This is a genomic window from Methylocaldum sp. 14B (assembly GCF_002005105.1).
Lineage (GTDB): Bacteria > Pseudomonadota > Gammaproteobacteria > Methylococcales > Methylococcaceae > Methylocaldum.
This window is the reverse complement of sequence record NZ_MSCV01000035.1, coordinates 51390-70056: the sequence shown is the minus strand read 5'-3', so window position 1 is coordinate 70056 and position 18667 is coordinate 51390. Positions and strand designations below refer to the sequence as shown.

21 protein-coding genes are annotated in these 18667 nt (G+C 59.4%); 16 read left to right on the top strand and 5 right to left on the bottom strand.

What is annotated here, in order from left to right; genetic code table 11:
- Positions 1-280 precede the first annotated feature (280 nt).
- Positions 281-1369, top strand: a complete 1089-nt coding sequence (locus tag B2A78_RS20990) for a type IV toxin-antitoxin system AbiEi family antitoxin (protein WP_077732009.1) — start codon at positions 281-283, stop codon at positions 1367-1369.
- 299 nt (positions 1370-1668) lie between these two features.
- On the opposite strand, the gene B2A78_RS20985 is transcribed toward B2A78_RS20990, so the two are convergent.
- On the bottom strand, positions 1669-1908 hold the full coding sequence (locus B2A78_RS20985; RefSeq protein ID WP_077732008.1) for a ribbon-helix-helix protein, CopG family: 240 nt from the start codon (positions 1906-1908) through the stop codon (positions 1669-1671).
- A 275-nt stretch (positions 1909-2183) separates the two neighbouring features.
- Here B2A78_RS20985 and B2A78_RS20980 point away from each other — a divergent pair, with 275 nt between their 5' ends.
- The 7 genes from B2A78_RS20980 to B2A78_RS20950 all read left to right on the top strand — a co-directional run bounded on the left by B2A78_RS20980 (position 2184) and on the right by B2A78_RS20950 (position 8169).
- A complete protein-coding gene (locus B2A78_RS20980; protein WP_168175503.1) occupies positions 2184-2723 on the top strand; it encodes a pilus assembly protein PilL in 540 nt (179 codons plus the stop codon).
- On the top strand, positions 2723-3460 hold the full coding sequence (locus tag B2A78_RS20975) for a SlyX family protein (RefSeq protein ID WP_077732006.1): 738 nt from the start codon (positions 2723-2725) through the stop codon (positions 3458-3460). Before B2A78_RS20980 ends, B2A78_RS20975 begins: the two co-directional genes overlap by 1 nt.
- Positions 3451-4233 (top strand): TIGR03759 family integrating conjugative element protein, encoded by a 783-nt coding sequence (locus B2A78_RS20970; protein WP_077732005.1) that lies wholly within the window; start codon positions 3451-3453, stop codon positions 4231-4233. Before B2A78_RS20975 ends, B2A78_RS20970 begins: the two co-directional genes overlap by 10 nt.
- Before the next feature lie 82 nt (positions 4234-4315).
- A complete protein-coding gene (locus tag B2A78_RS20965; RefSeq protein WP_168175502.1) occupies positions 4316-4861 on the top strand; it encodes a transglycosylase SLT domain-containing protein in 546 nt (181 codons plus the stop codon).
- On the top strand, positions 4858-5373 hold the full coding sequence (locus B2A78_RS20960; RefSeq protein ID WP_077732003.1) for an integrating conjugative element protein: 516 nt from the start codon (positions 4858-4860) through the stop codon (positions 5371-5373). The genes B2A78_RS20965 and B2A78_RS20960 overlap by 4 nt, the downstream gene beginning before the upstream one ends.
- Positions 5370-7442, top strand: a complete 2073-nt coding sequence (gene traD, locus B2A78_RS20955; RefSeq protein WP_205780859.1) for a type IV conjugative transfer system coupling protein TraD — start codon at positions 5370-5372, stop codon at positions 7440-7442. The genes B2A78_RS20960 and traD overlap by 4 nt, the downstream gene beginning before the upstream one ends.
- A complete protein-coding gene (locus B2A78_RS20950; RefSeq protein ID WP_168175501.1) occupies positions 7435-8169 on the top strand; it encodes a TIGR03747 family integrating conjugative element membrane protein in 735 nt (244 codons plus the stop codon). The genes traD and B2A78_RS20950 overlap by 8 nt, the downstream gene beginning before the upstream one ends.
- A gap of 416 nt (positions 8170-8585) precedes the next feature.
- On the opposite strand, the gene B2A78_RS20945 is transcribed toward B2A78_RS20950, so the two are convergent.
- Genes B2A78_RS20945 through B2A78_RS20930 form a run of 4 tightly spaced genes read right to left on the bottom strand, consistent with a single transcriptional unit; the run spans position 8586 to position 12818 of the window.
- The gene (locus tag B2A78_RS20945; RefSeq protein ID WP_077732001.1) at positions 8586-9365 is read right to left on the bottom strand and encodes an exodeoxyribonuclease III; all 780 of its coding nucleotides are present in this window, start codon (positions 9363-9365) and stop codon (positions 8586-8588) included.
- Positions 9366-9395: 30 nt separating this feature from the next.
- Positions 9396-10814 carry a 5'-methylthioadenosine/S-adenosylhomocysteine nucleosidase gene (locus B2A78_RS20940; RefSeq protein ID WP_077732000.1) on the bottom strand — a complete coding sequence of 473 codons (1419 nt, stop codon included), beginning with the start codon at positions 10812-10814 and terminating at the stop codon, positions 9396-9398.
- Between the two features lie 16 nt (positions 10815-10830).
- Entirely contained in the window at positions 10831-11691 is an 861-nt protein-coding gene (locus B2A78_RS20935; protein WP_077731999.1) for a hypothetical protein, read from the bottom strand.
- The gene (locus B2A78_RS20930; protein ID WP_077731998.1) at positions 11688-12818 is read right to left on the bottom strand and encodes a radical SAM protein; all 1131 of its coding nucleotides are present in this window, start codon (positions 12816-12818) and stop codon (positions 11688-11690) included. The genes B2A78_RS20935 and B2A78_RS20930 overlap by 4 nt, the downstream gene beginning before the upstream one ends.
- Before the next feature lie 1197 nt (positions 12819-14015).
- Between B2A78_RS20930 and B2A78_RS20920 the strand changes: the two genes are divergently transcribed.
- From B2A78_RS20920 to B2A78_RS20885, 8 genes are read left to right on the top strand one after another with little or no spacing between them, the layout of a single operon-like run.
- A complete protein-coding gene (locus tag B2A78_RS20920; RefSeq protein WP_077731996.1) occupies positions 14016-14303 on the top strand; it encodes an RAQPRD family integrative conjugative element protein in 288 nt (95 codons plus the stop codon).
- 9 nt (positions 14304-14312) lie between these two features.
- Positions 14313-14549 (top strand): TIGR03758 family integrating conjugative element protein, encoded by a 237-nt coding sequence (locus tag B2A78_RS20915; RefSeq protein ID WP_077731995.1) that lies wholly within the window; start codon positions 14313-14315, stop codon positions 14547-14549.
- A gap of 41 nt (positions 14550-14590) precedes the next feature.
- Positions 14591-14947, top strand: a complete 357-nt coding sequence (locus B2A78_RS20910) for a TIGR03745 family integrating conjugative element membrane protein (protein ID WP_077731994.1) — start codon at positions 14591-14593, stop codon at positions 14945-14947.
- Positions 14948-14949: 2 nt separating this feature from the next.
- Positions 14950-15306, top strand: a complete 357-nt coding sequence (locus B2A78_RS20905) for a TIGR03750 family conjugal transfer protein (RefSeq protein ID WP_168175500.1) — start codon at positions 14950-14952, stop codon at positions 15304-15306.
- A gap of 6 nt (positions 15307-15312) precedes the next feature.
- Positions 15313-15972, top strand: coding sequence for a PFL_4703 family integrating conjugative element protein (locus tag B2A78_RS20900; RefSeq protein WP_077731992.1), 660 nt, complete (start codon positions 15313-15315; stop codon positions 15970-15972).
- On the top strand, positions 15969-16862 hold the full coding sequence (locus B2A78_RS20895) for a TIGR03749 family integrating conjugative element protein (RefSeq protein ID WP_077731991.1): 894 nt from the start codon (positions 15969-15971) through the stop codon (positions 16860-16862). Before B2A78_RS20900 ends, B2A78_RS20895 begins: the two co-directional genes overlap by 4 nt.
- Positions 16852-18309: a TIGR03752 family integrating conjugative element protein gene (locus tag B2A78_RS20890; RefSeq protein WP_077731990.1), complete on the top strand. Its 1458-nt coding sequence runs from the start codon at positions 16852-16854 to the stop codon at positions 18307-18309. Before B2A78_RS20895 ends, B2A78_RS20890 begins: the two co-directional genes overlap by 11 nt.
- Positions 18275-18664, top strand: coding sequence for a TIGR03751 family conjugal transfer lipoprotein (locus B2A78_RS20885; RefSeq protein ID WP_077731989.1), 390 nt, complete (start codon positions 18275-18277; stop codon positions 18662-18664). Before B2A78_RS20890 ends, B2A78_RS20885 begins: the two co-directional genes overlap by 35 nt.
- Positions 18665-18667 lie beyond the last annotated feature (3 nt).

Here is an 18667-nt window from a genome sequence, read left to right as displayed (position 1 = left end):
TTGGCCGAATTTCAGACGGTGAGAGCAGCCTCTGTTTCTGGCCGTATAGGGCACTTCGGTGGCTATCGGAAATCTATCTGAACTCATGCTTGGCTCTATCGAGGCGGGCGCCGACGCGATTTTCAGTTCATAGATACTCCGTCTTCTGATTGCCCGCGACGTTCACGTAGTGATCATGTTCATGCATCGTGATCACGATCACTACGTGAACATTTCGCTTGATCTTGTGTTCGCTGTTTTATAATGTTCACGTTACGTGAACAAATGATTAAATGTGAACATGCCGCTTCGCTATCGAGAAGAATCTCTGCATCACCAAGAGCAAGCCCTCCTGGAGCGTGCCTTAGCCGCGCTGCAGGAAACCACTGGCTTGACTGGGAAAATCATCGCCGCGGAGCCCTTATCGGAACAGGGAGTCAGGGCTGATGCCACCGTGGAAATCGACGTAGCCGGTCAGCCCCATCGTTATAGGGCTGAAATCAAACGAATCGATCGCTTTACCGCGATCGGCCAAGTCAGGAACCGATTCGATTCATTTCAGCAGCCCGGCTTACTCGTGGCCCCGCGGATCACCGCTGAAATGGCCGACAAATGCCGTGAACTGGACGTGCAGTTCATCGATGCCAACGGCAACGCTTATCTCCATGACCTAGGCCTGTTTATCTTCGTGAAAGGACTGCGCCCTCGAGCCAAGGAGGGGATGGATATCACAACTGCGGAACCACCTCGTGCAGGTACTGCAACTGCCCTTAGAGTGATATTCGTCCTGCTATGCCGTCCCGAGTTGGTCAATGCACCTTATCGCGAGATCAATCGAGCGGCCGGCGTTGCGCTGGGGACGGTGGGAGAGGTTTTTTTAGATCTGAATAACAGGGGTTACGTCATAGGCGGCAAGGGAATGGGCGCGCGACGCATTCTGGAGCGCAACCGCTTGATTGACGAATGGGTGACCAACTACCCCATCAAGCTCCGTCCGAAGTTAAACCCGAGACGGTTTCATGCTCCGACTCCGGACTGGTGGCGGCAAGTCGATGTCATCCGGTACGGAGCCCAATGGGGCGGCGAAGTCGCGGCCGACAAGCTGACCGGCTATTTGAGGCCCAACACCTTCACTCTGTATTTCCGACCCGAAAACGTTCGTCACAATCTCACGAAGCTGGTGGTCGAAAACAAGCTGCGTGCTGATCCTAAAGGTGAAATCGAGGTATTGGATGCCTTCTGGAATCTTCCAGCCGATGGCACCCTGTCCGAAACCGTGCCACCGATCCTCGTCTATGCGGACCTCCTCGCCACCCTCGATCCGCGGAATCTTGAAACGGCGCGCATGATTTATGAGCAGAGCATCAATGGTTCTGGCACCCAGGGCTGAGCGCCCGATCGATCCTGTTACCGTCACGGTCCTGCGAAAAGCTCGGAACGCAAACGCTGCATCCAGGTAATCATGTCACCGAGATGGAAGGGCTCGAAGGGATATCCTAAACGCCCCCCAACTCGATCCAACGCGGCATTTCGAAGCGCTGGGGGATATCGAGAAGGTAGGAGGCTTCTACCACGTACGGCTACGTTGTGAGCAACCGGAGCCCGCCCGCCGAGAGGTCGGAGACCAGGCGGTCGAACCTTTGGTCATGCGTGTCGTCGACGGCGAAAAGGGCGATGAGCGGACCGGCGTCAATCCGAACGCCTCGCACGCAACTTGGCCGTCACTTTGGCTGAGACGTTTTCCAACACGTCGGAATCACCCATCGGAGCACCGCGTCTGACCTGTTGCAACAGGCTTGCCGGGCTCTTGAGCCCTAAAACCCGCTCAAGCGCATCCTTGACGAATTCCGACTTGGTAACGCCGAGGCGCCGGACTTCCTGATCCAGCCGCGCCTCCAACGCCGGATCGAGTCTGACCGAAATAGGCATGGGATTCACCAATCTTGAAAATAGGATCACACCTTACTAACCAATAGGATGTTCGACAAGACAAACGGTAAAGAGCCAAAGGGTCCGGAAAAGAAGGGAAAAAGACTGGACGGGACTTGAATGGAAAGGGTCTTATCCGAAAGGGTACCCATCTCCAATGAATGGAACGGGCAAAGCCTGTAGCCCAATCGCTCTCGAACCGATGAACGGTTTCCGTTTGAGTCCACCGGATAATGCTTGCACCATCGGCGCAACATCACAGATGCGGGCCGCCGATGCGACAACTTCCCTACCCCACACTGCTTCCGATCCTGGCGCTCAGCCTGATGTTGACCGGCTGTGCCGGACACACGAAGCGTCCGTCCGAGCCGCCTGCAAAACCGGTAGCGAATCGTTCCGACACCCAAACGAATCCGGTGGTTTTCGGCACCCATCAGGTCAAGGCCCTCGATCCGATCCGGGTCCAAACCGGGCGCTACTCGGTGGTGACGGCCAGGCCCAGCGCGGAGCAGATCGATCCGCTCCTGATGGTCGTCGATGTTCGACTCCCGCGGGACATTCTTACGGTCAAGGACGCGGCGGATTATCTGTTGCGGCATTCCGGATACCGGCTAGCCGATCCCGATGAACACAGCCCAAAGGCGCAGGTGCTGCTGGATCAGACGGTTCCCGATGTCCAGCGCCATCTCGGACCGCTCACCGTGCAGGACGCCTTGCGGGTCCTCGGCGGGCCGGCCTTTCGCCTCCAGGTGGATCCGGTCAACCGTGTCGTCACCTACAAACTCCTCCCGAACTATCAGACGGGAGGTCTCTGATGAACACATCCCCGAAAGGCCGGGTCCCCATCTCAGCCTGGATCGTATTGGTCGGGACGGCATTACTATCGGTCGCCTGCGGCCAGAAACCCGAGGACCCCACCAGCCCGGCGCTCGAAGCCGAAACTCGGGAGAAACCGGCCCAAGTAACACAGGTCACACCGGATCCAGCACCGCTGCCACCGTCCCCACAGACAGACGCCAATGACAGCTTGGCCCAGGCCGACACGGCTCATGAGTCTCCCGAAACTCCGGTCGCCCCGTCCACTCAGGCCGAAGAACATCCCAACGCACCGGATACCCCGTCGGTCGATCCGTATCGGTTCGACGAATTGGAACTCAAAATGAAAACCCAGCAGAACGTGCTGGATCGAATGCAGAACACGTTGCGCCAGCAGCAAGCCCATGTGGAGAACCTGCAGCAACAATTCAACCAGTTCACCGAGCGAGCCAAAACGGCCGATCGGCCTGTCATCAAAGCTCAACGTATACCTCCTGCCGGGCGCTCTCGGCGGTGGCGTGAGCCCGAGGCTCCGTCGCCGCCACCTTTTTCGGTCGAGTCGGTCGACCGGTGGGGCGATGAGCAGCGCGTCGTCATTCGGACCGAAAACGGTCGATCCGAGCTCAAGCCAGGCGAGACTTACGGCGATTGGACCATCGAGAGCGCCGAGGGTCAGACGGTCACGTTATTGCATCGTCAGGGCCATCGCCGGGTAATGGATGCGGCATGGCGATAAGGCGTGCCTGTGTCATTGGTCTATTTTCGGTGCCGCTGGCAGCCTCGTCGGTCGAGACCAGCGAGACCTTGACCCGATCCGTGACGGCACAACACATCCAAGCGCAGCCGAACGACCTGCTTTCCAGCCAAGGCCGCTTCAGCCGGGAGCAGTGGGGGCTGAGCGAAACCGAATGGCGGCGCTACGAAACCCTGATGCGGGGTATTCGCGGCAGCGTCAGTCCGGGGACGCTTTCGCCCATCGAAGTACTCGGCATTCACGCCCGTGACGAAGCGGAGCGACGCGAGTATGCCCGCCGCTGGGCGCAGATGATGAAGGAGGACGCCGAACGTATCCTCGCCTTCCAACGGGCCTACGATGAAGCCTGGGTGCAGTTGAACCCGGCCGGAACTGTGATCGACACGTCCAAGGTCGATGCGCTCAAAACCATCCGTCATGAATCCCCTCTCCAGACCGGGGATCGCCTTCTCTTCTTCACCCGCCTGGACGATTGCGCAGCCTGCCGATCGGCGCTCGACGCGGTCAAGCAGGCGACGGCGAAGGTCGAGGTTCAGCTCGACATCTATTTCGTCGATACGCCGAACGATGTGGCCATCCGGGATTGGATCGGCCGGCAGGGTTTCGATGCCGCACGCATCCGCAAGGGCCGTATCACCTTCAATCGTCATCACGGCGAGCTGACCCGGGTGGCCGGCGTGACCGCGACGGCACCCAAGATCGTCCGGCTGCGCGGGCAATCCCTGGTCTCGCTCGAATCCTATCAACTTTTCTGATCAGGCGTGATCATGGCGTTGAAACAGAACCCTAAGTTGCGGCGCGTGCTCGTCGATAAGGCCGAAGGCCATGAGGACTGGAATGGTCCGTAACATCAGTCTGGCGGTTCTTCTGTGTTGCCGGGGCGTCTCGGCCGATTCCGCCGGGACGGTGCCTTGGGGCTATGCGGCCGTCGCCGAGGCCAACGGCGTGCCAGCGGATGTCCTGTACGCCATTGCCCTGACCGAGAGCGGTCACACGGTCGCGCCGGGTCGGCTCCGTCCATGGCCCTGGACACTCAATGTCCGCGGCCGGTCGGAACGGTTCGCTACTCGCGCAGAGGCTCATGCCGCGCTGATCCGCTACCTGGAAGAAGGGATCACCCTCATCGATGTCGGCCTGATGCAAGTGAACTGGCACCACCATCAACACCGTCTCGGCACACCCTGGGAGGCGCTGGAGCCCTACCACAACATCCGTGTCGGCTCCCGTATTCTCCTGGAGGAATACCGGCGAACGGGCAACTGGCATGAGGCGATCGGCCGGTATCATGCCCCCGGTCGGACACCTCAGCGCCTGCGCCGGGCGGAACAGTATCGCCAACGGGTCGGGAAGCATCTGGCGACTCTCGGCGAGGAAGCGTCATGAATCGGGGCCGGTTTCGGCGGTTGCTCCTCATCGGACTGATTCTGGCGGCGGCCCCGGCTCACGCCGAACTCGCCGTCATCTACGACAGTGGCCGGACCCGACCGATCACGGATTACCTGGACCGACCGGAATCCATCCACCCCAATGAGACACCCGCATCCTTACCCTCCCCTGCCGAACTCTTTAGCCAAGTGCTCCCCATCCGGACGCCGGAAATGACGCCGGGCGAAGTCGCGCCGACGATGGTCAGCCTGCCGTATCTGAGCCGTCCGCTGTTCCTGATCGGCTCGGACGATTTTTCGAAACGCTGGCTGGCGCAGTATCGGGATCGCTTGCGGAAACTCCAGGCGGTCGGGATGCTGATCCAGGCTGACAGCGCTGCGGATCTCGAGCGCATCCGCACCCTCGCCGGCGATCTTAAGATCCTCCCGGCCTCGGGTTCGGAACTGGCCCGGCACCTGAACCTTTTGCATTATCCGGTGCTGATCTCGTCCACCCGCATCGAGCAGTGAGGCACCACCGCTATCCCATCGAGGCGCTGCTCCGGCCGCCGATCGAACTGTGGTCGGCGGTGACCGCCGGAGGCGTGGGGCTGGTGGCAGTGTTCGCGCCGGGGTTTCTGATGATGGCGCCGAAGCTGGGTTACGGATTGGCCGTCCTGTTGTTCCTCCTGGCCTTCAAGCGTGCCCGCGAAGCCTGGTATGTCATCCGCTATCAGCGCAACCTGAGACGCTTGCCGAGGTACCGGCTCACGGCGGACAAGATTCCGGTCAGCGACACGAAGCTGTTCCTGGGCAAGGGGTTTCGCTGGCGACAGCAGCATACTCAGCGCTTGCGGGACACCCAGCGGCCCTGGGCACGGAAATACGTCGAACCGGGTCCGGTCTATCGCTGGGCACGGCGGATGGAAGTGGCTTGGGAGAAGACTTTTGTGTTGCGGCACGTCGCTCAGTGGTTGGCGAAGGACGCCCGGTGGAATCCGGTTCCGCCGCTGCCGCCCGTCGGGGGCAAGATCGCCCTGCATGCGGTCGAGCCGGACGAGACGGAAGTCTGGATGCCGTTGGCCGAACGGGTCGGGCATACCCTGGTGTTGGGGACCACCCGCGTCGGCAAGACCCGTCTCGCGGAAATCCTCATCACCCAGGACATTCGACGGGGCGATGTGGTGATCGTGTTCGATCCCAAGGGCGATGCCGATCTGATGAAGCGCATCGTCGCCGAGGCGCATCGGGCGGGCCGGCAGAGCGCCTTGCATCTGTTCCACCTGGGGTATCCCGAGATTTCCTCCCGTTACAACCCGGTCGGCCATTTCTCGCGCATCACCGAGATCGCCACGCGCACCACCAATCCCCTGCCGAGCCAGGGCAACTCGGCGGCCTTCCGCGAGTTCGCCTGGCGCTTCACCAACATCATCGGCCGCGCCGTGGTGGCCCTGGGCCGGCGGCCGGATTACCGCCAGATCACCCGCTACATCAACAATATCGAACCCCTGCTGGTGGAATATTACCGCCATTGGCTAGCCGAGGCGGCACCGAAGGGCTGGGAGCGCGAGGTGATGGAACGGGCGGCCAACGTCAACGACAAGAACCTGCCGTTCGAACTCAAGGGACGCTCCCATGAAGTCATCGCCCTGGTGCAGTACGCCAAGGAGAACGGGCTGTACGATGCCGTGGCGGACGGCCTCCGGTCCGCCTTCGAGTACGACAAGAAATATTTCGACAAGCTGGTCGCTTCGCTCCTGCCGCTGATGGAGAAGCTCATCTCCGGCAAGGTAGCGGAACTCCTGGCGCCGGATTACGAGGACACCCGTGACCCGCGCCCGATCTTCGACTGGATGCAGGTCATCCGGCGGAAGGGCATCGTCTACGTGGGGCTCGATGCCCTGAGCGACCTGGCCGTGTCCTCGGCGGTGGGTAACGCCATGTTCGCCGATCTCGTCTCGGTGGCCGGGCATATCTACAAGCACGGCGTCGAAGCGGGACTGCCGGATGGCGGCCGACCGGCGACGCTGCCGGTCATTTCCCTCCATGCGGACGAATTCAACGAACTCATCGGCGACGAATTCGTTCCCCTGGTCAACAAGGCCGGCGGGGCGGGCTTTCAGGTGACAGCCTACACCCAGACCTGGTCCGACATCGAGGCGCGCATCGGCAATCACGCCAAGGCCGGACAGATCGCCGGCAACTTCAACACGCTCATCATGCTGCGGGTAAAGGAACTGGCCACCGCGGAGATGCTGACCAGCCAGGTGGATTCGGTCGAGGTGCATTCGAAGATGCTGGTCTCTGGCGTCACCGATGCTTCGGACCCGACCCTGGAGGTCGACTTCACCAGTCGCAACGAGGACCGCATCACGGTCACGGAAACGTCGATGATCACCCCGCCCGATGTGATGGCCCTGCCCAAGGGTCAGGCCTTCGCCCTGCTGGAAGGCGGACATCTGTGGAAGATCCGCATGCCTCTGCCGGATGCCTCTCACGATCCCCACATCCCCGAAAACCTGGCACAGATCGCCGAGGCCATGGCCCGCAAATACACCACGGCCGAACACTGGTGGCGCGAGGGCAACCGGAATGGCTGAATCCCGTCCGGGGCCAGCGACTGTAAAGCGGCCGGGGCCTGGGGGACGGTTGCTGATTGGGCTATTAGGCTTCGCGTTCTGGCTGGTCCTGGGGCTGATCGGAAACATCCTCTTCGAGTGGGTCTGCATCGGCTACTTCTGGCCCGAGGAAGGACCCAAGCGCAGCCAGGCCATGCTGGAGGAGGAATTGCGCTATCTGCGGGAGGATTTCATCGAGAGTCTATTGGTCGACCAACCGGTCGAATTCGCGGCACGGGTGGCCGGGCAACTGCACCAAACTCTCTATCAAAAGACCGGAATCGAAGCCTGGATGAACCGGGCCGACGTGAAAAATCCACCGGCCCAAGAATCGTTGTTTCAGCAACAGCGATCCAACTTCGTTCACGGCGCGAAGCGTTACCTTTACGCCGCGATGATCGCCACCCAGGTCTACGCCGTCCGTGTGGCGGTGCTGATTCTGGCCTTGCCGATCTTCGGATTGCTGGGGCTGGCCGGACTCGTCGACGGCATGGTCCAGCGCGACCTTCGCCGCTGGGGCGGCGGGCGGGAGCACGGGCAGGTCTATCATCTAGCAAAGCGCGGAATCGGTCCGTCTCTGGCGCTGCCCTGGATCATTTATCTCGCCTGGCCCACGACGGTTCACCCTAATGCCGTCATCGTCCCGTTCGCGGTTCTATTCGCGTTGGTATTGGCGATGAGTTCGGCGACGTTCAAAAAATATCTCTGACACACGTTTCATCCGACCCGAACGTAGTCTTAATTGTTTCAACGAAAAGCCGAAGCTCAAGGCTGGCGTTATGACCGGCTCAAGATCGGCCCGAGCTGACGATGACCTTGTCGAGTAGAAGGGCAAGTTTAAGGAGTTTGCGGACATTGGTGTGAAAGGTAATGTACCCGCGAAACTTCCGGGTTCCGGTCATCACCCACCTTCCCTGAAAGAGGAATGGACCAGCGAACCCGTGTCTTACCTTGGGACTGATGGGCTAACTTGGCCTGCGTCTTATCGGCCCGGAGGACGGCCAGGGTCACTTTGGCCTTGAACGTCGGCGAGGGGTTCCGGCGGGGTCGTCTGCTCAAGGTGTGCTCCAAGTCATCGGCGTTGCCCACGCCGTCAGGGAGCAGTCTAGCCACTTATCGGCCTGTTCAAATTTCCGGCGCCACCTCTCGAAGCTCAAGCACAACTGGACAGTGATCCGACCCAGTCCGATCAGGCAAATGACGGCACGCGACAAGAGATGGGATGAGGCGATCTTCGACGAAAGCATAGTCGAGCCGCCATCCTACATTCCGCGCCCTAACGCCCTCCCGCATGCTCCACCAAGTATAGTGACCACTTCCTTGTTCAAAATGCCTAAACGCGTCCACGAAGCCGGAGGCAAGGAGGCCAGTAATCCATTCCCGCTCTACGGGAAGGAAGCCTGCATTACGCTGGTTCGCCCTTGGGTTGGCCAAATCGATCTCTTGGTGGGCAATATTGAAGTCCCCGACAAGGACTAAGGGGAGACCATCAATCCGCGCCTGCTCAATAAAGCGCTTTAGCGTCGCAAGAAATGAGACCTTCGCATCCAGGCGAATGAGTTTGCGATGGCTATGGGGAGCGTAGAGGTTGACCACGCGCACTCCGGCCACATCAATGGTTAAAACGCGGCCCTCCGCATCCAATGCTGGATCGCCAATGCCCTGGCGAATACTCGCCACCGCAAGATTCTCGCGTACCAATGTCGCGACGCCGCTGATTCCTGGCCGACGCGACGCGTTCCAGAAGGCCTTGTAATTCTCGAACCAATGGGTGGTCAGAAGATCTTCCTTGACCTTCACCTCTTGCAGGCAAACCACGTCGTAGTTGGTCGCCGCAAGCCACGCCTCAAAGTCGCGCCGAACGAGTGACCGAAGACCATTCACATTCCATGAAACGAGCTTCATTCGGCATTTCGTACTAGTAGTGACTCCAGTTTATTTTGAGCTGGTAAGCGGCATGCTTTTGATTAAGGTAGCGGCAAATACTGCCGCAGACATTGCAGCGAACGGTTGCCATACTTTGTTCTTACCATCATTCGCATAGTCACAGATGCCGCGAATAACGAAGAAGGACGTGCCATTCGCCATGGCTGCATCTGCGACGCCCGATCCTTCCATCTCTACAGCGAGCAACTTGTGCTTTTCTCTAAGCTCTTCACGGACGCAATGGCTTTTCACAACTCGGTTGGCGCTTCCAACTGCCCCCTCGAAAGCTAATGACCCGCTTTTGGTCCTGAGTGGTCGCTCAATCTCTTTTGGATTTTGCGGATCAGAGTCATCGACTAGCTTGTCTGTTTCGCTCGGTGGTCGCTTGAATTTCGGGTCGGCTGTGATGCGCTCCAATCGGGCATTGAAATCATCCATCTCGCTGTCAGCGTTAATGAAACTCGTTGCTCTGCGAAGCCATGCCTCTGCCGGCGCGCGCGGCGGGTGGTTAGGCTCTTGGCCCTTGAGCGTATCTTTGACCATGTCGTATTGGATGACACCCATTCGCCCAGACATAACTACATCCCCGAATCGTATGTCAGGATCGCCGTCCTTCACGTACGGGATGCCTCCAGCTATTCCAACCATAAAGACTACGTCCAACGTGATGTAGTCACCGATAAGTTGTTGAGCCATAGCTGCCGCAAAATTATTGCCAACCCCAGACCGAGCAACCACAACGGCATGCTCTCCGCCGTTGTAAGCAGGTAGAGTTCCATGCCTATACTCATGGAGACTACCCGGGGTTGACATGAAGCGATGATCGCGAGGATTCTGGAGAAGCGAAACCATAGCTTCGTATTCAATCGGAAGGGCTGTAACGATTCCGATCTTGGGCTTGTACTCGTTGGCTTTCGCTTTCATTATCGCGTCTCTTTCCCGCTTCTGTTCCACCAGTTTACTGATAGCTCTCCGGCACACGACCCCGCCTGTCAGATCACTATCTTCATACAAATCCAGATTAACTCTGTGATAGTCGAGCCGCTTCCGAATAAATCCATCACTGTATTCCTTCGGCATCGCAACATAGAGCCTATCCCTTAATGGAGGCTCTCCTTCATCTTTTAAATGTGCGAGTTCTAACGCCTCAGCTGAAACGCCTGTCGTTGTAGCAAGCATAATGAACGCATCGATACCGGCCAAACGTACTTTTCCGTGTTCGCATGCTAAGTCCGAGTTCAAGTCCTCAATGATCTTGATATTGGCACCATACTTCTTGAGGGCAGTTTCCATCGCGTGGCCGACATCGCAGATAGGTTGTTGGCGGCTAGAGCGCCTCACGCGCACAGTCACGCCGCTTAAAGGAGTCTCTGGGATACGACAAGTATTAAAATAATTGTCGATCTGTTCGCACCAGCGATTATGCATCAGTCGCCTTCACTACTTATTCTTGTTCTCGAAGAAAAGAGCGCCCGTCCGAGGTAATGGCTAGGTGGCCGATTGCATCTTCGTTCACAAAGCCCATCACTTGAAGCGCAGCCAATTTTCCGGAGGCGTCAGGGTCGATAAATGAAATATTCTCATCCGCAAGCAATTGATCGCGAGTCGAGACCTTCCCTTCCATAATTTTATACAACATGATTCGAGCAGTGTTTGTGAAGAGAGCAGACACAAAATCTTTAAAGCAACGCTCGTCTATCTCAGCCGCATTCTGCAAATCTTTCTCCGCAAATTCAGTTAACCAGCTGTTCACGTTGTCAGATTTGATTAGCCATACATACTTTGCTAGTGCGGAGTCCTCATGCTCCCCCTGTACCTGGACATAGCGATTTCCAAAAACAGAATACTGGATCTTATTTCTCTCATCGTAACTCTTTAGGTCCACACTCTGAGTTCCAATCATATTGAGGGTTAGAAGCTTTTGGCGCCAATCTGAGAAACCTTTTTTGACCCAACGGCGTAGATTCCAATCTACGAGGCCCCAGGACTCTTCTTTAACATTGTTTGGCTTGTAGCAAAGAACTTGAAAAGGCTCTATATGTTTACTGCGCATCGCCTCACACATTTGTCGATGATATGGATCTGTCAATGCGCGCGCGCCGCCGGTCACATGAACGCATTTACCAAGCTCATTTTTTTGTAGAAGCTCGAAGATGGTTGCATTTGTCTTTGCGTGAACCCGACTGTTTTCCGTCGGATTGTCGGGAGCACAATCGATAATCTCAACTTTACCCGCATCGGAGAGCGGAACACCTGCCTGGACAAGCGTATCGATGAGTAGGTCTTTCTGTGATTTGTCTTTCATGACGATGAAGCTACCGATTGAGACACCACAGAATTCGCCTCCCACTCAAGGCGGTTCGTCCATACGTATTCGTTCTGCCCGGGTTTGAACGAGAAGCAGAGGGGAACAAGGTCGCCATATTTTTTGTGCCGGCTTCGATTCGTGCACGGCGTCATTCTTTCCATGTCGTGCTTCGCGAGTTCGTTGGCATTTGATCGTTCCCAGCTAATCCGACCCTCACCCCAAGTAGCTACGCCGTAGGCGGTGCAAATCAGGTTCGAGCAGATTCGGATCGTGCCATTCGGATGCACCATAACGCGTTCGCCAAGCTTCACTGGGCAATAGCTGTAATAATCTGGGTTTCGCGCGAATTCCGCGCGAGAAACAAAGCATTGAGGTAACCGCACAGAAATCGAAAAGTGGCCCGATCTCACTTTCGTAGACAGTTCTTCGTACACTGGTATCCAATCAGCCGGTTGCGGGGCGAAGTTCCCCGTCCAGGTGTCCATTGGGATTCCGACCTTGAAAAGGTCATGAAAGTTGATTTGGCGGACGCCTAGGGCTTCAGCGAACCGGATCATTCGTTCGAGGAGCAGGGTTCCGTTTTGATCCCGCTCTAATAGCACTTTCTGTACGCAACACGTGATCGTCACGAAATAGCCGAGCCGAATTGCCTTGCGGATGGCATCGACAGCACGGACAAATGTGCCCTGGCCTCGGAGTGGATCGTTCGTTTCCGCCGAAAAGCCGTCAAGGCTAAAGGCGAGTTCGTCGACGCTGCTGAATCCATGCTCGTCGAGGAGATGGGAGATACGTTGCCCATTGGTGTCGAGCCGCACATACTCGTAACCGAGTGCGCGGGTCCCCTCCAGCAGATCAAGTAGTGGCTTTCCGCCGTGCCTGTGCCCGTACAGGGTCGGCTCGCCTCCCAGAAACGTAACCTTACCCGCTCCAAGGTGGCGGAATGAATTCAGTAAACCAAGTGCATCTTCAAGACCAATCTCCTCATTGATGAAATGGGAGATGCTGGGCTTGTAGATACACTGCTCACACTCGAGATTACAGCGGTCTGTAATGTACATAAAGACCTGATGCAGCCGCCGAAAATGTGCACTGAACTCGGAATCAATTGTGAAAGTCGTACCCATAACTATTCCTTTGCCGCCCGGCTAGCCTACAGTTCGCCTACATATCAGGGGTAGCTACAACCATCCTACATGAACGAATCAATAACCCCAAGTGTATGTATTTTATATTGTTTTTTAGCAATGTGACACACCCACTTTCCAAGATCGCCCCTCCTCCGAGTTCCAAAGCCCCGACTTATGGAAGCTTGCACCGTGTTGCGTTCCGAGAGTCCAGATGCGAATTTTCGGCAAAAGCATAAATAGCATCCATGGAAAACCCAAGGAACAAGGATATGGATAGGAAATTCAACAGGCGCTGCCGCCCATTGCGGGGTGAAGATGTACCCGTGGTTTGGGGCTTGTCAACTTGCCCAATCGATCAGAGAGGGAGCCTGAGAGGCCATTTCGGACGTTGGACGGGTAAAGCGAGTCGTCGAGCGGCTCGTGATGCGACCTTGGGGTCGGTTGGGACAGGCGTCAGTGCAAGGGGATCTCGGCCTGGCTCGACGGGCGAATCGGTGTGGGGTTTCGGAAGCGAACCGGTTACCAGCTAACGGTTTGGTCGAACAGCCCCCCGGCGGCGGTTCGAAGAACGGTTCGTCCTCCGAGCATCACCTTCGGTTTGGTCCCAGTCGAAGGCCTGCTCTTCGGGCGGAGAAAGGGCGGTGTGAGACGGATAGCGGCAGCGGGGATTCCCTAATGTGGAGAAATCTCCATAGTGCCGGCACCGGCTCATTGGCGGTCGCAATGGCCAGGTTGGGGTGGCCAAACTGCGACGAAGTTCACACTGGCAAATCCAACTGCCAAGAGTCCATTCCATTGGATATGAACGTGTCGGCGAATGACAGCTTTCGTGAAAATCGCTACCGAAGCGGCCGCCGGCTTCGGTATCTGGAATGAGCTCGAAGCTGTTGTTCGAAGTCTCGCAACGACGGGCGAGTTTGGCCGAACTTCAGGCGGTGAAGTTAGCCTGTATGTCCACCTGCTTAGGGCACATTGCCGCCAATCACTGACGATCGCTGAACAATTGCTTTTGGACCATTAACAGGAATGTGACGATTAGACTTCCCCAACAACTCCGGCACATTCCGTTTTCTGTTCCGAAGTCAACGCTCTCCTCCACGCCGAAAACCGCTATGCACAAACAAACGGTTTTCCTTTGAATTCATCTCCCATTCGCCGCACTCTCACACTCCGAGTGGAACAGGAGACGATCCGATGCGGAGTGGGCTGTTTGGCGTGGTTCTTCTTTGGGCGACGGTTGCCCTGGCCGATGATGACGGCGAGCGGGCGGCGCTGGCGCGGGTGATCCATGAGATCGACGCGCTGAAGCCGCTGATCGCCAAAGCCGAAGAGCAAGCCAACCCGGATGCCCGCGTCAAATTCCATTATCCCTGGCTCAAACAGGATCTTGAGTACATCAAGCTCGGCATCCGGGAGCACATCGAGACGCCCCGCTCCGAACCGAGATCGTTTCCCCCGCTCAAGGGCGATTACCGCCGTTAAATCCGGCTGATGGCGATCGACGCCGCTTCATCCGCCGTCTTCGTTCAGGGTTCCGGAGTCGACGCCGCGACGCTGCAAACGACCGTGGTCTCGGTCGCCGCCGTGGGTGTCCTGCTCTGGCTGGCCTGGACCGCTTTGGCGCTGTGGCGCGATTGGCGGGACGGGAGCCTTGGCTTGATGGACCTGCAATGGGGCCTGATGCGGGCGGCGGTACTCAGTCTGCTGCTGATCTTCCTGATCCGGTAATCGCCGTTTGGCCTCTCTTCGATCAAATGGAGTGTGAGCACATGCATCCCAACAAACGTCATCTGCTTCGAAGTCTTGCAACGGTCGGCCTGGTGTATGCCGTGGCCGCCGGCCAGGCGCTGGCGGCCCTGCCCGCGCCGGTTGCGCCGAGCACGGCTCCGGCGGCCTCGGACTGGCTGGGTCTCATCAAGGGCTATATCAAGGACGGCGGCATCATCATCGGGCTGTTTCTCGCCGTAGCCGGGTTCCTTTGGCTCGGCTGGATGGCGCTCGCCGACCTGAATCAGGTTCGGAACGGCCGCAAGGAATGGGGCGAAATCGGCTTGTCCAACGTTGCCGGCGCGGCGGTGTTTCTGTTCGTGTCGTATCTCTTGGGCCAGGCCGCCAACGTCATCTGATCATGGAGGACGACGACATGCTCGCGGACCGGCTCAACCACGAGCCGGTGATCTTCCGGGGCTATTCCGACTCGGAGCTGTCTGTCGCCATCAAGGTGGCGGGAGTCATCTGCTTTCCGACGGGTCTGGTGGTCGGTTTCCTGTTCGGCAACGTCGCCATCGGCCTTGGCGGGGCGCTGATCGTGGTGATCGGCGCGGTGACGCTGGGCGCCACGGTGTTCCAGCGGCTGAAGCGCGGGCGTCCCGATTTCTATTTCCAGCAGAAGCTGCGCATCGCGCTGCATCGGCTGGGCTTGTCGTCCTGCGGGCTGTTCCGCCACCGGGGCCAATTGAGCCTGGGACGGGATGGCAGGAGGTAAGCCGGCATGGGCTTCCGCTACCGCAGCGAGAACGAGAACCTCAAGGCCCATATCGCCACCCTGCGTGGCTTGTCGGGCGCCTTGCTGCTCATCATTCTGGCGCTCTGGCACGGCTGGGAGGAGGCCAAGAAGGATGTGCGCCTGCATCTGCCGCCGGACCTCCGTTCCGGGGCGGTGCTCAAGACGGAGACGCCGGAACCTCAGAACGTCTACGCCTTCGCCCGCTATATCTTTCAGCAGATCAATTACTGGCCCGACAGCGGCGACAAGGACTACGGGGTCGCCATCTACCGCATGGCGGCTTATCTGACGCCCCGTTTCATCGACGAACTCAAGGCTGATCTGGAGCAGCGCGCCAAGCGCGGCGAACTGTCCGACCGCATCCGCGCGGTGCAGGACGTGCCGGGCCATGGCTATGAGGAAAGCCTCGTCACGATCCACGGCAACGGCGCCTGGACGATCATGCTGGATCTCCACATCGACGAGCACGTCCGCGGCATGTCCGTAAAGAGCGTCTCCGTCCGGTATCCGCTCCGGGTGATCCGCTACGACGTAAACCCGGAAACCAATCCCTGGGGGCTCGCGCTCGACGGCTATGACCCGCCGGGACCGCAGCGCCTCGAACCCGAGAAGCCCGGTCAACCGGCTCAGGAGCAACGGGGATGAGAGTTGAGCTGCCCATCGTGATGTGCATGGTCGTGGCGGGACTTGCTTTCGCCGATGATCCGGCCCAGGCGCCCGCCGTCGCCCAGCCGGCGTTGACCCAACCGGCTCTACCGGGACCTGTGGATTTGAACTCGCCAGGACCGGAACGCCTGATCTGGAACAAGATGCCTCTCTCCATCGCTTTGCCGGTGAATCGTGAGCGGATGGTTTCGTTTTCCGTGCCGGTCCGCGTCGGATTCCCCTCCGATCTCGGCAAGGACGTGCTCCGCACTCAGATCGTCGACGGCACGGCCTACTGGACCGCCTACAAAGCGTTCCCGGTGCATCGAATCCAGGTGCAGGCCATCGGCTCGGGCAATACCTATCTGGTGGACCTGTCCGCATCGGAACAGACCGGTGCGGCCGCGCCGGTCGAAGTCACGCTGCCCGAGAACACGCGGAAGACGGGCGACGGCACGGCGGCGATAGGGGCGGCCCATTCCGGGCTATCAGGCGAATCGCAGGTCAAACGCCCGCCCCAGCAGGACTACGTCACCCTGACCCGGATGGCGGCTCAACATCTCTATGCCCCGGAACGCCTGCTGCGGGTGCCGGAAGGCGTCTACCGCTTGCCGGTCGTCCAGTCGGCCACGTCCCAGCTGATCCGCGGCGGAGCGGTGGAAGCGACGCCGGTAATCGCCTGGCGTTCGGGGGCGCTCTATGTCACCGCCGTGAAGCTGCGCAACAAAACCTTCGATGACCTGATGCTCGATCCCCGAAATCTGCGCGGCGCCTGGCTGACCTGCGCCTTCCAGCACGCCCGACTCTTTCCCCGGGGCGATGAAAAGGATACGACCGCCGCCTATCTGATCTCCGACCGGCCGTTCGAGGAGGCGCTGGATGGGCGCTAACAAGTTGTTGCCGCTGTTGGGGGCCTTGGCCATCTGCATGGTGCTGTTCATCGGCGTCAAATCCTGTTCCCGCAAGCATGAGTCCGGGAACCCGGCGGGCTTCCTCAGCGAAGTGCCGAAGCCGCCCGCGCCGGATGCCGATTCGCCGGCGGACACGATCCGTTCGCTCACGGCCCAGGTGGCCGACATGAAATCGCAGACCGACCAACTCCGCCGCGAAAACCAGAATCTGCTGCAACAGCGCAACGAAATCGCCGCCCAGGTCAGCCATCAGGTGAAGGAAGACCTGCGCCGGGAGGCCCTGGGCGAACGGGATTCCGCCATCGCCCAGCTGTCAAACCGGCTGGATGCGGTGGCCGCCCGGATCGGGACCCATACCGCACCACCGGCGCCGACCGCCGGCGGCGATATTCCGCCGGGTTTGGGCCTGGACGATGTGGCGGGACTGGACGGGCTGGCCTGGGTGGAACCCTTGGGGCCTACGCTGATGCAGAAGGCCGGCTCGTCGGTCGGTGCCCTGGCGGGCAAGGCCAGAACCGCCGTGCAGGACGGCGGAAGCCTGCTACACGAGGCCGGCACGGAGGGCAATCCGATTCTCGACCATGCGGGGTTCGGGGGCGGGCCGTCGGGCCAGCCGAATACTCCACCGCCGCCGGAACCCGCCTACACCGTACCGCGCAACGCCACCCTGGTGGGCTCGACCGGCATGACGGCCCTCCTCGGCCGGGTGCCGATCAAGGGTCAAGTGGAGGACCCCTACCCTTTCAAGGTCATCGTCGGCAGCGAGAACCTGGCCGCCAACGGTCTCGAGGTTCCCGGCGTCGACGGCATGATCTTCACTGGCACCGCCATCGGCGACTGGACGCTGTCCTGCGTCCGGGGCGCGATCCATTCCGTGACCTACGTGTTCGACGACGGCACGATTCGCACCCTGTCGTCCGACGACCAGAGCCTGCAGCAAAAGACTCAGCAGAGCGCTCAAGCTTCGGGTCAACCGGCGACGACCGGCAACGCCGACAAGCCCCTCGGCTGGATCTCCGACCGGCGCGGCATTCCCTGCGTCACCGGCCAGCGCATCACCAATGCCGTCGGCTTTCTGGGCGGGCGCATCCTGGCCAGAGGCATCGAAGTGGCCGGCAACGCCTATGCCCGTTCGCAGACGACCGTCACCACGTCGCCGTTCACCGGCGGTTTCACCAGCGCCGTGACCGGCGATCCCGCCAAGTTCGCCATCGGTGAGACCGTCTCCGGCGGGGCCGACGAGGTGGCGCGGTGGATCGCCGAACGCCAGGCGCAATCCTTCGACGTGGTCTTCGTCGGCACCGGCGCCGAAATCGCCGTACATGTGGACCGCGAACTACCCATCGATTTCGAACCCCGCGGGAGGAAGCTCAATTATGCCCGGACGAGCCATGAGACGGATAGCGATCGCAACGGTCTCGATTAGCCTGCTTTCGGGCTGCGCCACCGGCAGCAAGGACACCATCCTGCCGCATACCGGCCCCACCATGAAGGAGGTCTACGACGCCCATTTCGAGCATACCCGGCAGCGTTTCCGCAATGCCCGCATCGACATGGGCAGGCGCGGCGTGGCGGACACTCCCTCGAACCTCGACGGCTACACCCGTGACGCCGACGCCGAGATCCAGGCGGTGTTTCCGCGCCTGCCGAATCCCAGCCTGGTGATGTACGTGTTCCCCCATCTTTCCCCCAAGGGCTATCCGGTGCCGGGCTATGCCACCCGTTTCCCCCTGTACGAAACGGTGGAATATGCCTTGCCGGGGGAGGTCGAGGGGCGGTGAGGT

Excerpts from the sequence above, each read along its gene's own strand:
- B2A78_RS20990 (WP_077732009.1), top strand. The coding sequence starts at position 281 with ATGCCGCTTCGCTATCGAGAAGAATCTCTGCATCACCAAGAGCAAGCC.
- B2A78_RS20985 (WP_077732008.1), bottom strand. The coding sequence starts at position 1,908 with ATGCCTATTTCGGTCAGACTCGATCCGGCGTTGGAGGCGCGGCTGGAT.
- B2A78_RS20980 (WP_168175503.1), top strand. The coding sequence starts at position 2,184 with ATGCGACAACTTCCCTACCCCACACTGCTTCCGATCCTGGCGCTCAGC.
- B2A78_RS20975 (WP_077732006.1), top strand. The coding sequence starts at position 2,723 with ATGAACACATCCCCGAAAGGCCGGGTCCCCATCTCAGCCTGGATCGTA.
- B2A78_RS20970 (WP_077732005.1), top strand. The coding sequence starts at position 3,451 with ATGGCGATAAGGCGTGCCTGTGTCATTGGTCTATTTTCGGTGCCGCTG.
- B2A78_RS20965 (WP_168175502.1), top strand. The coding sequence starts at position 4,316 with ATGGTCCGTAACATCAGTCTGGCGGTTCTTCTGTGTTGCCGGGGCGTC.
- B2A78_RS20960 (WP_077732003.1), top strand. The coding sequence starts at position 4,858 with ATGAATCGGGGCCGGTTTCGGCGGTTGCTCCTCATCGGACTGATTCTG.
- B2A78_RS20950 (WP_168175501.1), top strand. The coding sequence starts at position 7,435 with ATGGCTGAATCCCGTCCGGGGCCAGCGACTGTAAAGCGGCCGGGGCCT.
- B2A78_RS20945 (WP_077732001.1), bottom strand. The coding sequence starts at position 9,365 with ATGAAGCTCGTTTCATGGAATGTGAATGGTCTTCGGTCACTCGTTCGG.
- B2A78_RS20940 (WP_077732000.1), bottom strand. The coding sequence starts at position 10,814 with ATGCATAATCGCTGGTGCGAACAGATCGACAATTATTTTAATACTTGT.
- B2A78_RS20935 (WP_077731999.1), bottom strand. The coding sequence starts at position 11,691 with ATGAAAGACAAATCACAGAAAGACCTACTCATCGATACGCTTGTCCAG.
- B2A78_RS20930 (WP_077731998.1), bottom strand. The coding sequence starts at position 12,818 with ATGGGTACGACTTTCACAATTGATTCCGAGTTCAGTGCACATTTTCGG.
- B2A78_RS20920 (WP_077731996.1), top strand. The coding sequence starts at position 14,016 with ATGCGGAGTGGGCTGTTTGGCGTGGTTCTTCTTTGGGCGACGGTTGCC.
- B2A78_RS20915 (WP_077731995.1), top strand. The coding sequence starts at position 14,313 with ATGGCGATCGACGCCGCTTCATCCGCCGTCTTCGTTCAGGGTTCCGGA.
- B2A78_RS20910 (WP_077731994.1), top strand. The coding sequence starts at position 14,591 with ATGCATCCCAACAAACGTCATCTGCTTCGAAGTCTTGCAACGGTCGGC.
- B2A78_RS20905 (WP_168175500.1), top strand. The coding sequence starts at position 14,950 with ATGGAGGACGACGACATGCTCGCGGACCGGCTCAACCACGAGCCGGTG.
- B2A78_RS20900 (WP_077731992.1), top strand. The coding sequence starts at position 15,313 with ATGGGCTTCCGCTACCGCAGCGAGAACGAGAACCTCAAGGCCCATATC.
- B2A78_RS20895 (WP_077731991.1), top strand. The coding sequence starts at position 15,969 with ATGAGAGTTGAGCTGCCCATCGTGATGTGCATGGTCGTGGCGGGACTT.
- B2A78_RS20890 (WP_077731990.1), top strand. The coding sequence starts at position 16,852 with ATGGGCGCTAACAAGTTGTTGCCGCTGTTGGGGGCCTTGGCCATCTGC.
- B2A78_RS20885 (WP_077731989.1), top strand. The coding sequence starts at position 18,275 with ATGAGACGGATAGCGATCGCAACGGTCTCGATTAGCCTGCTTTCGGGC.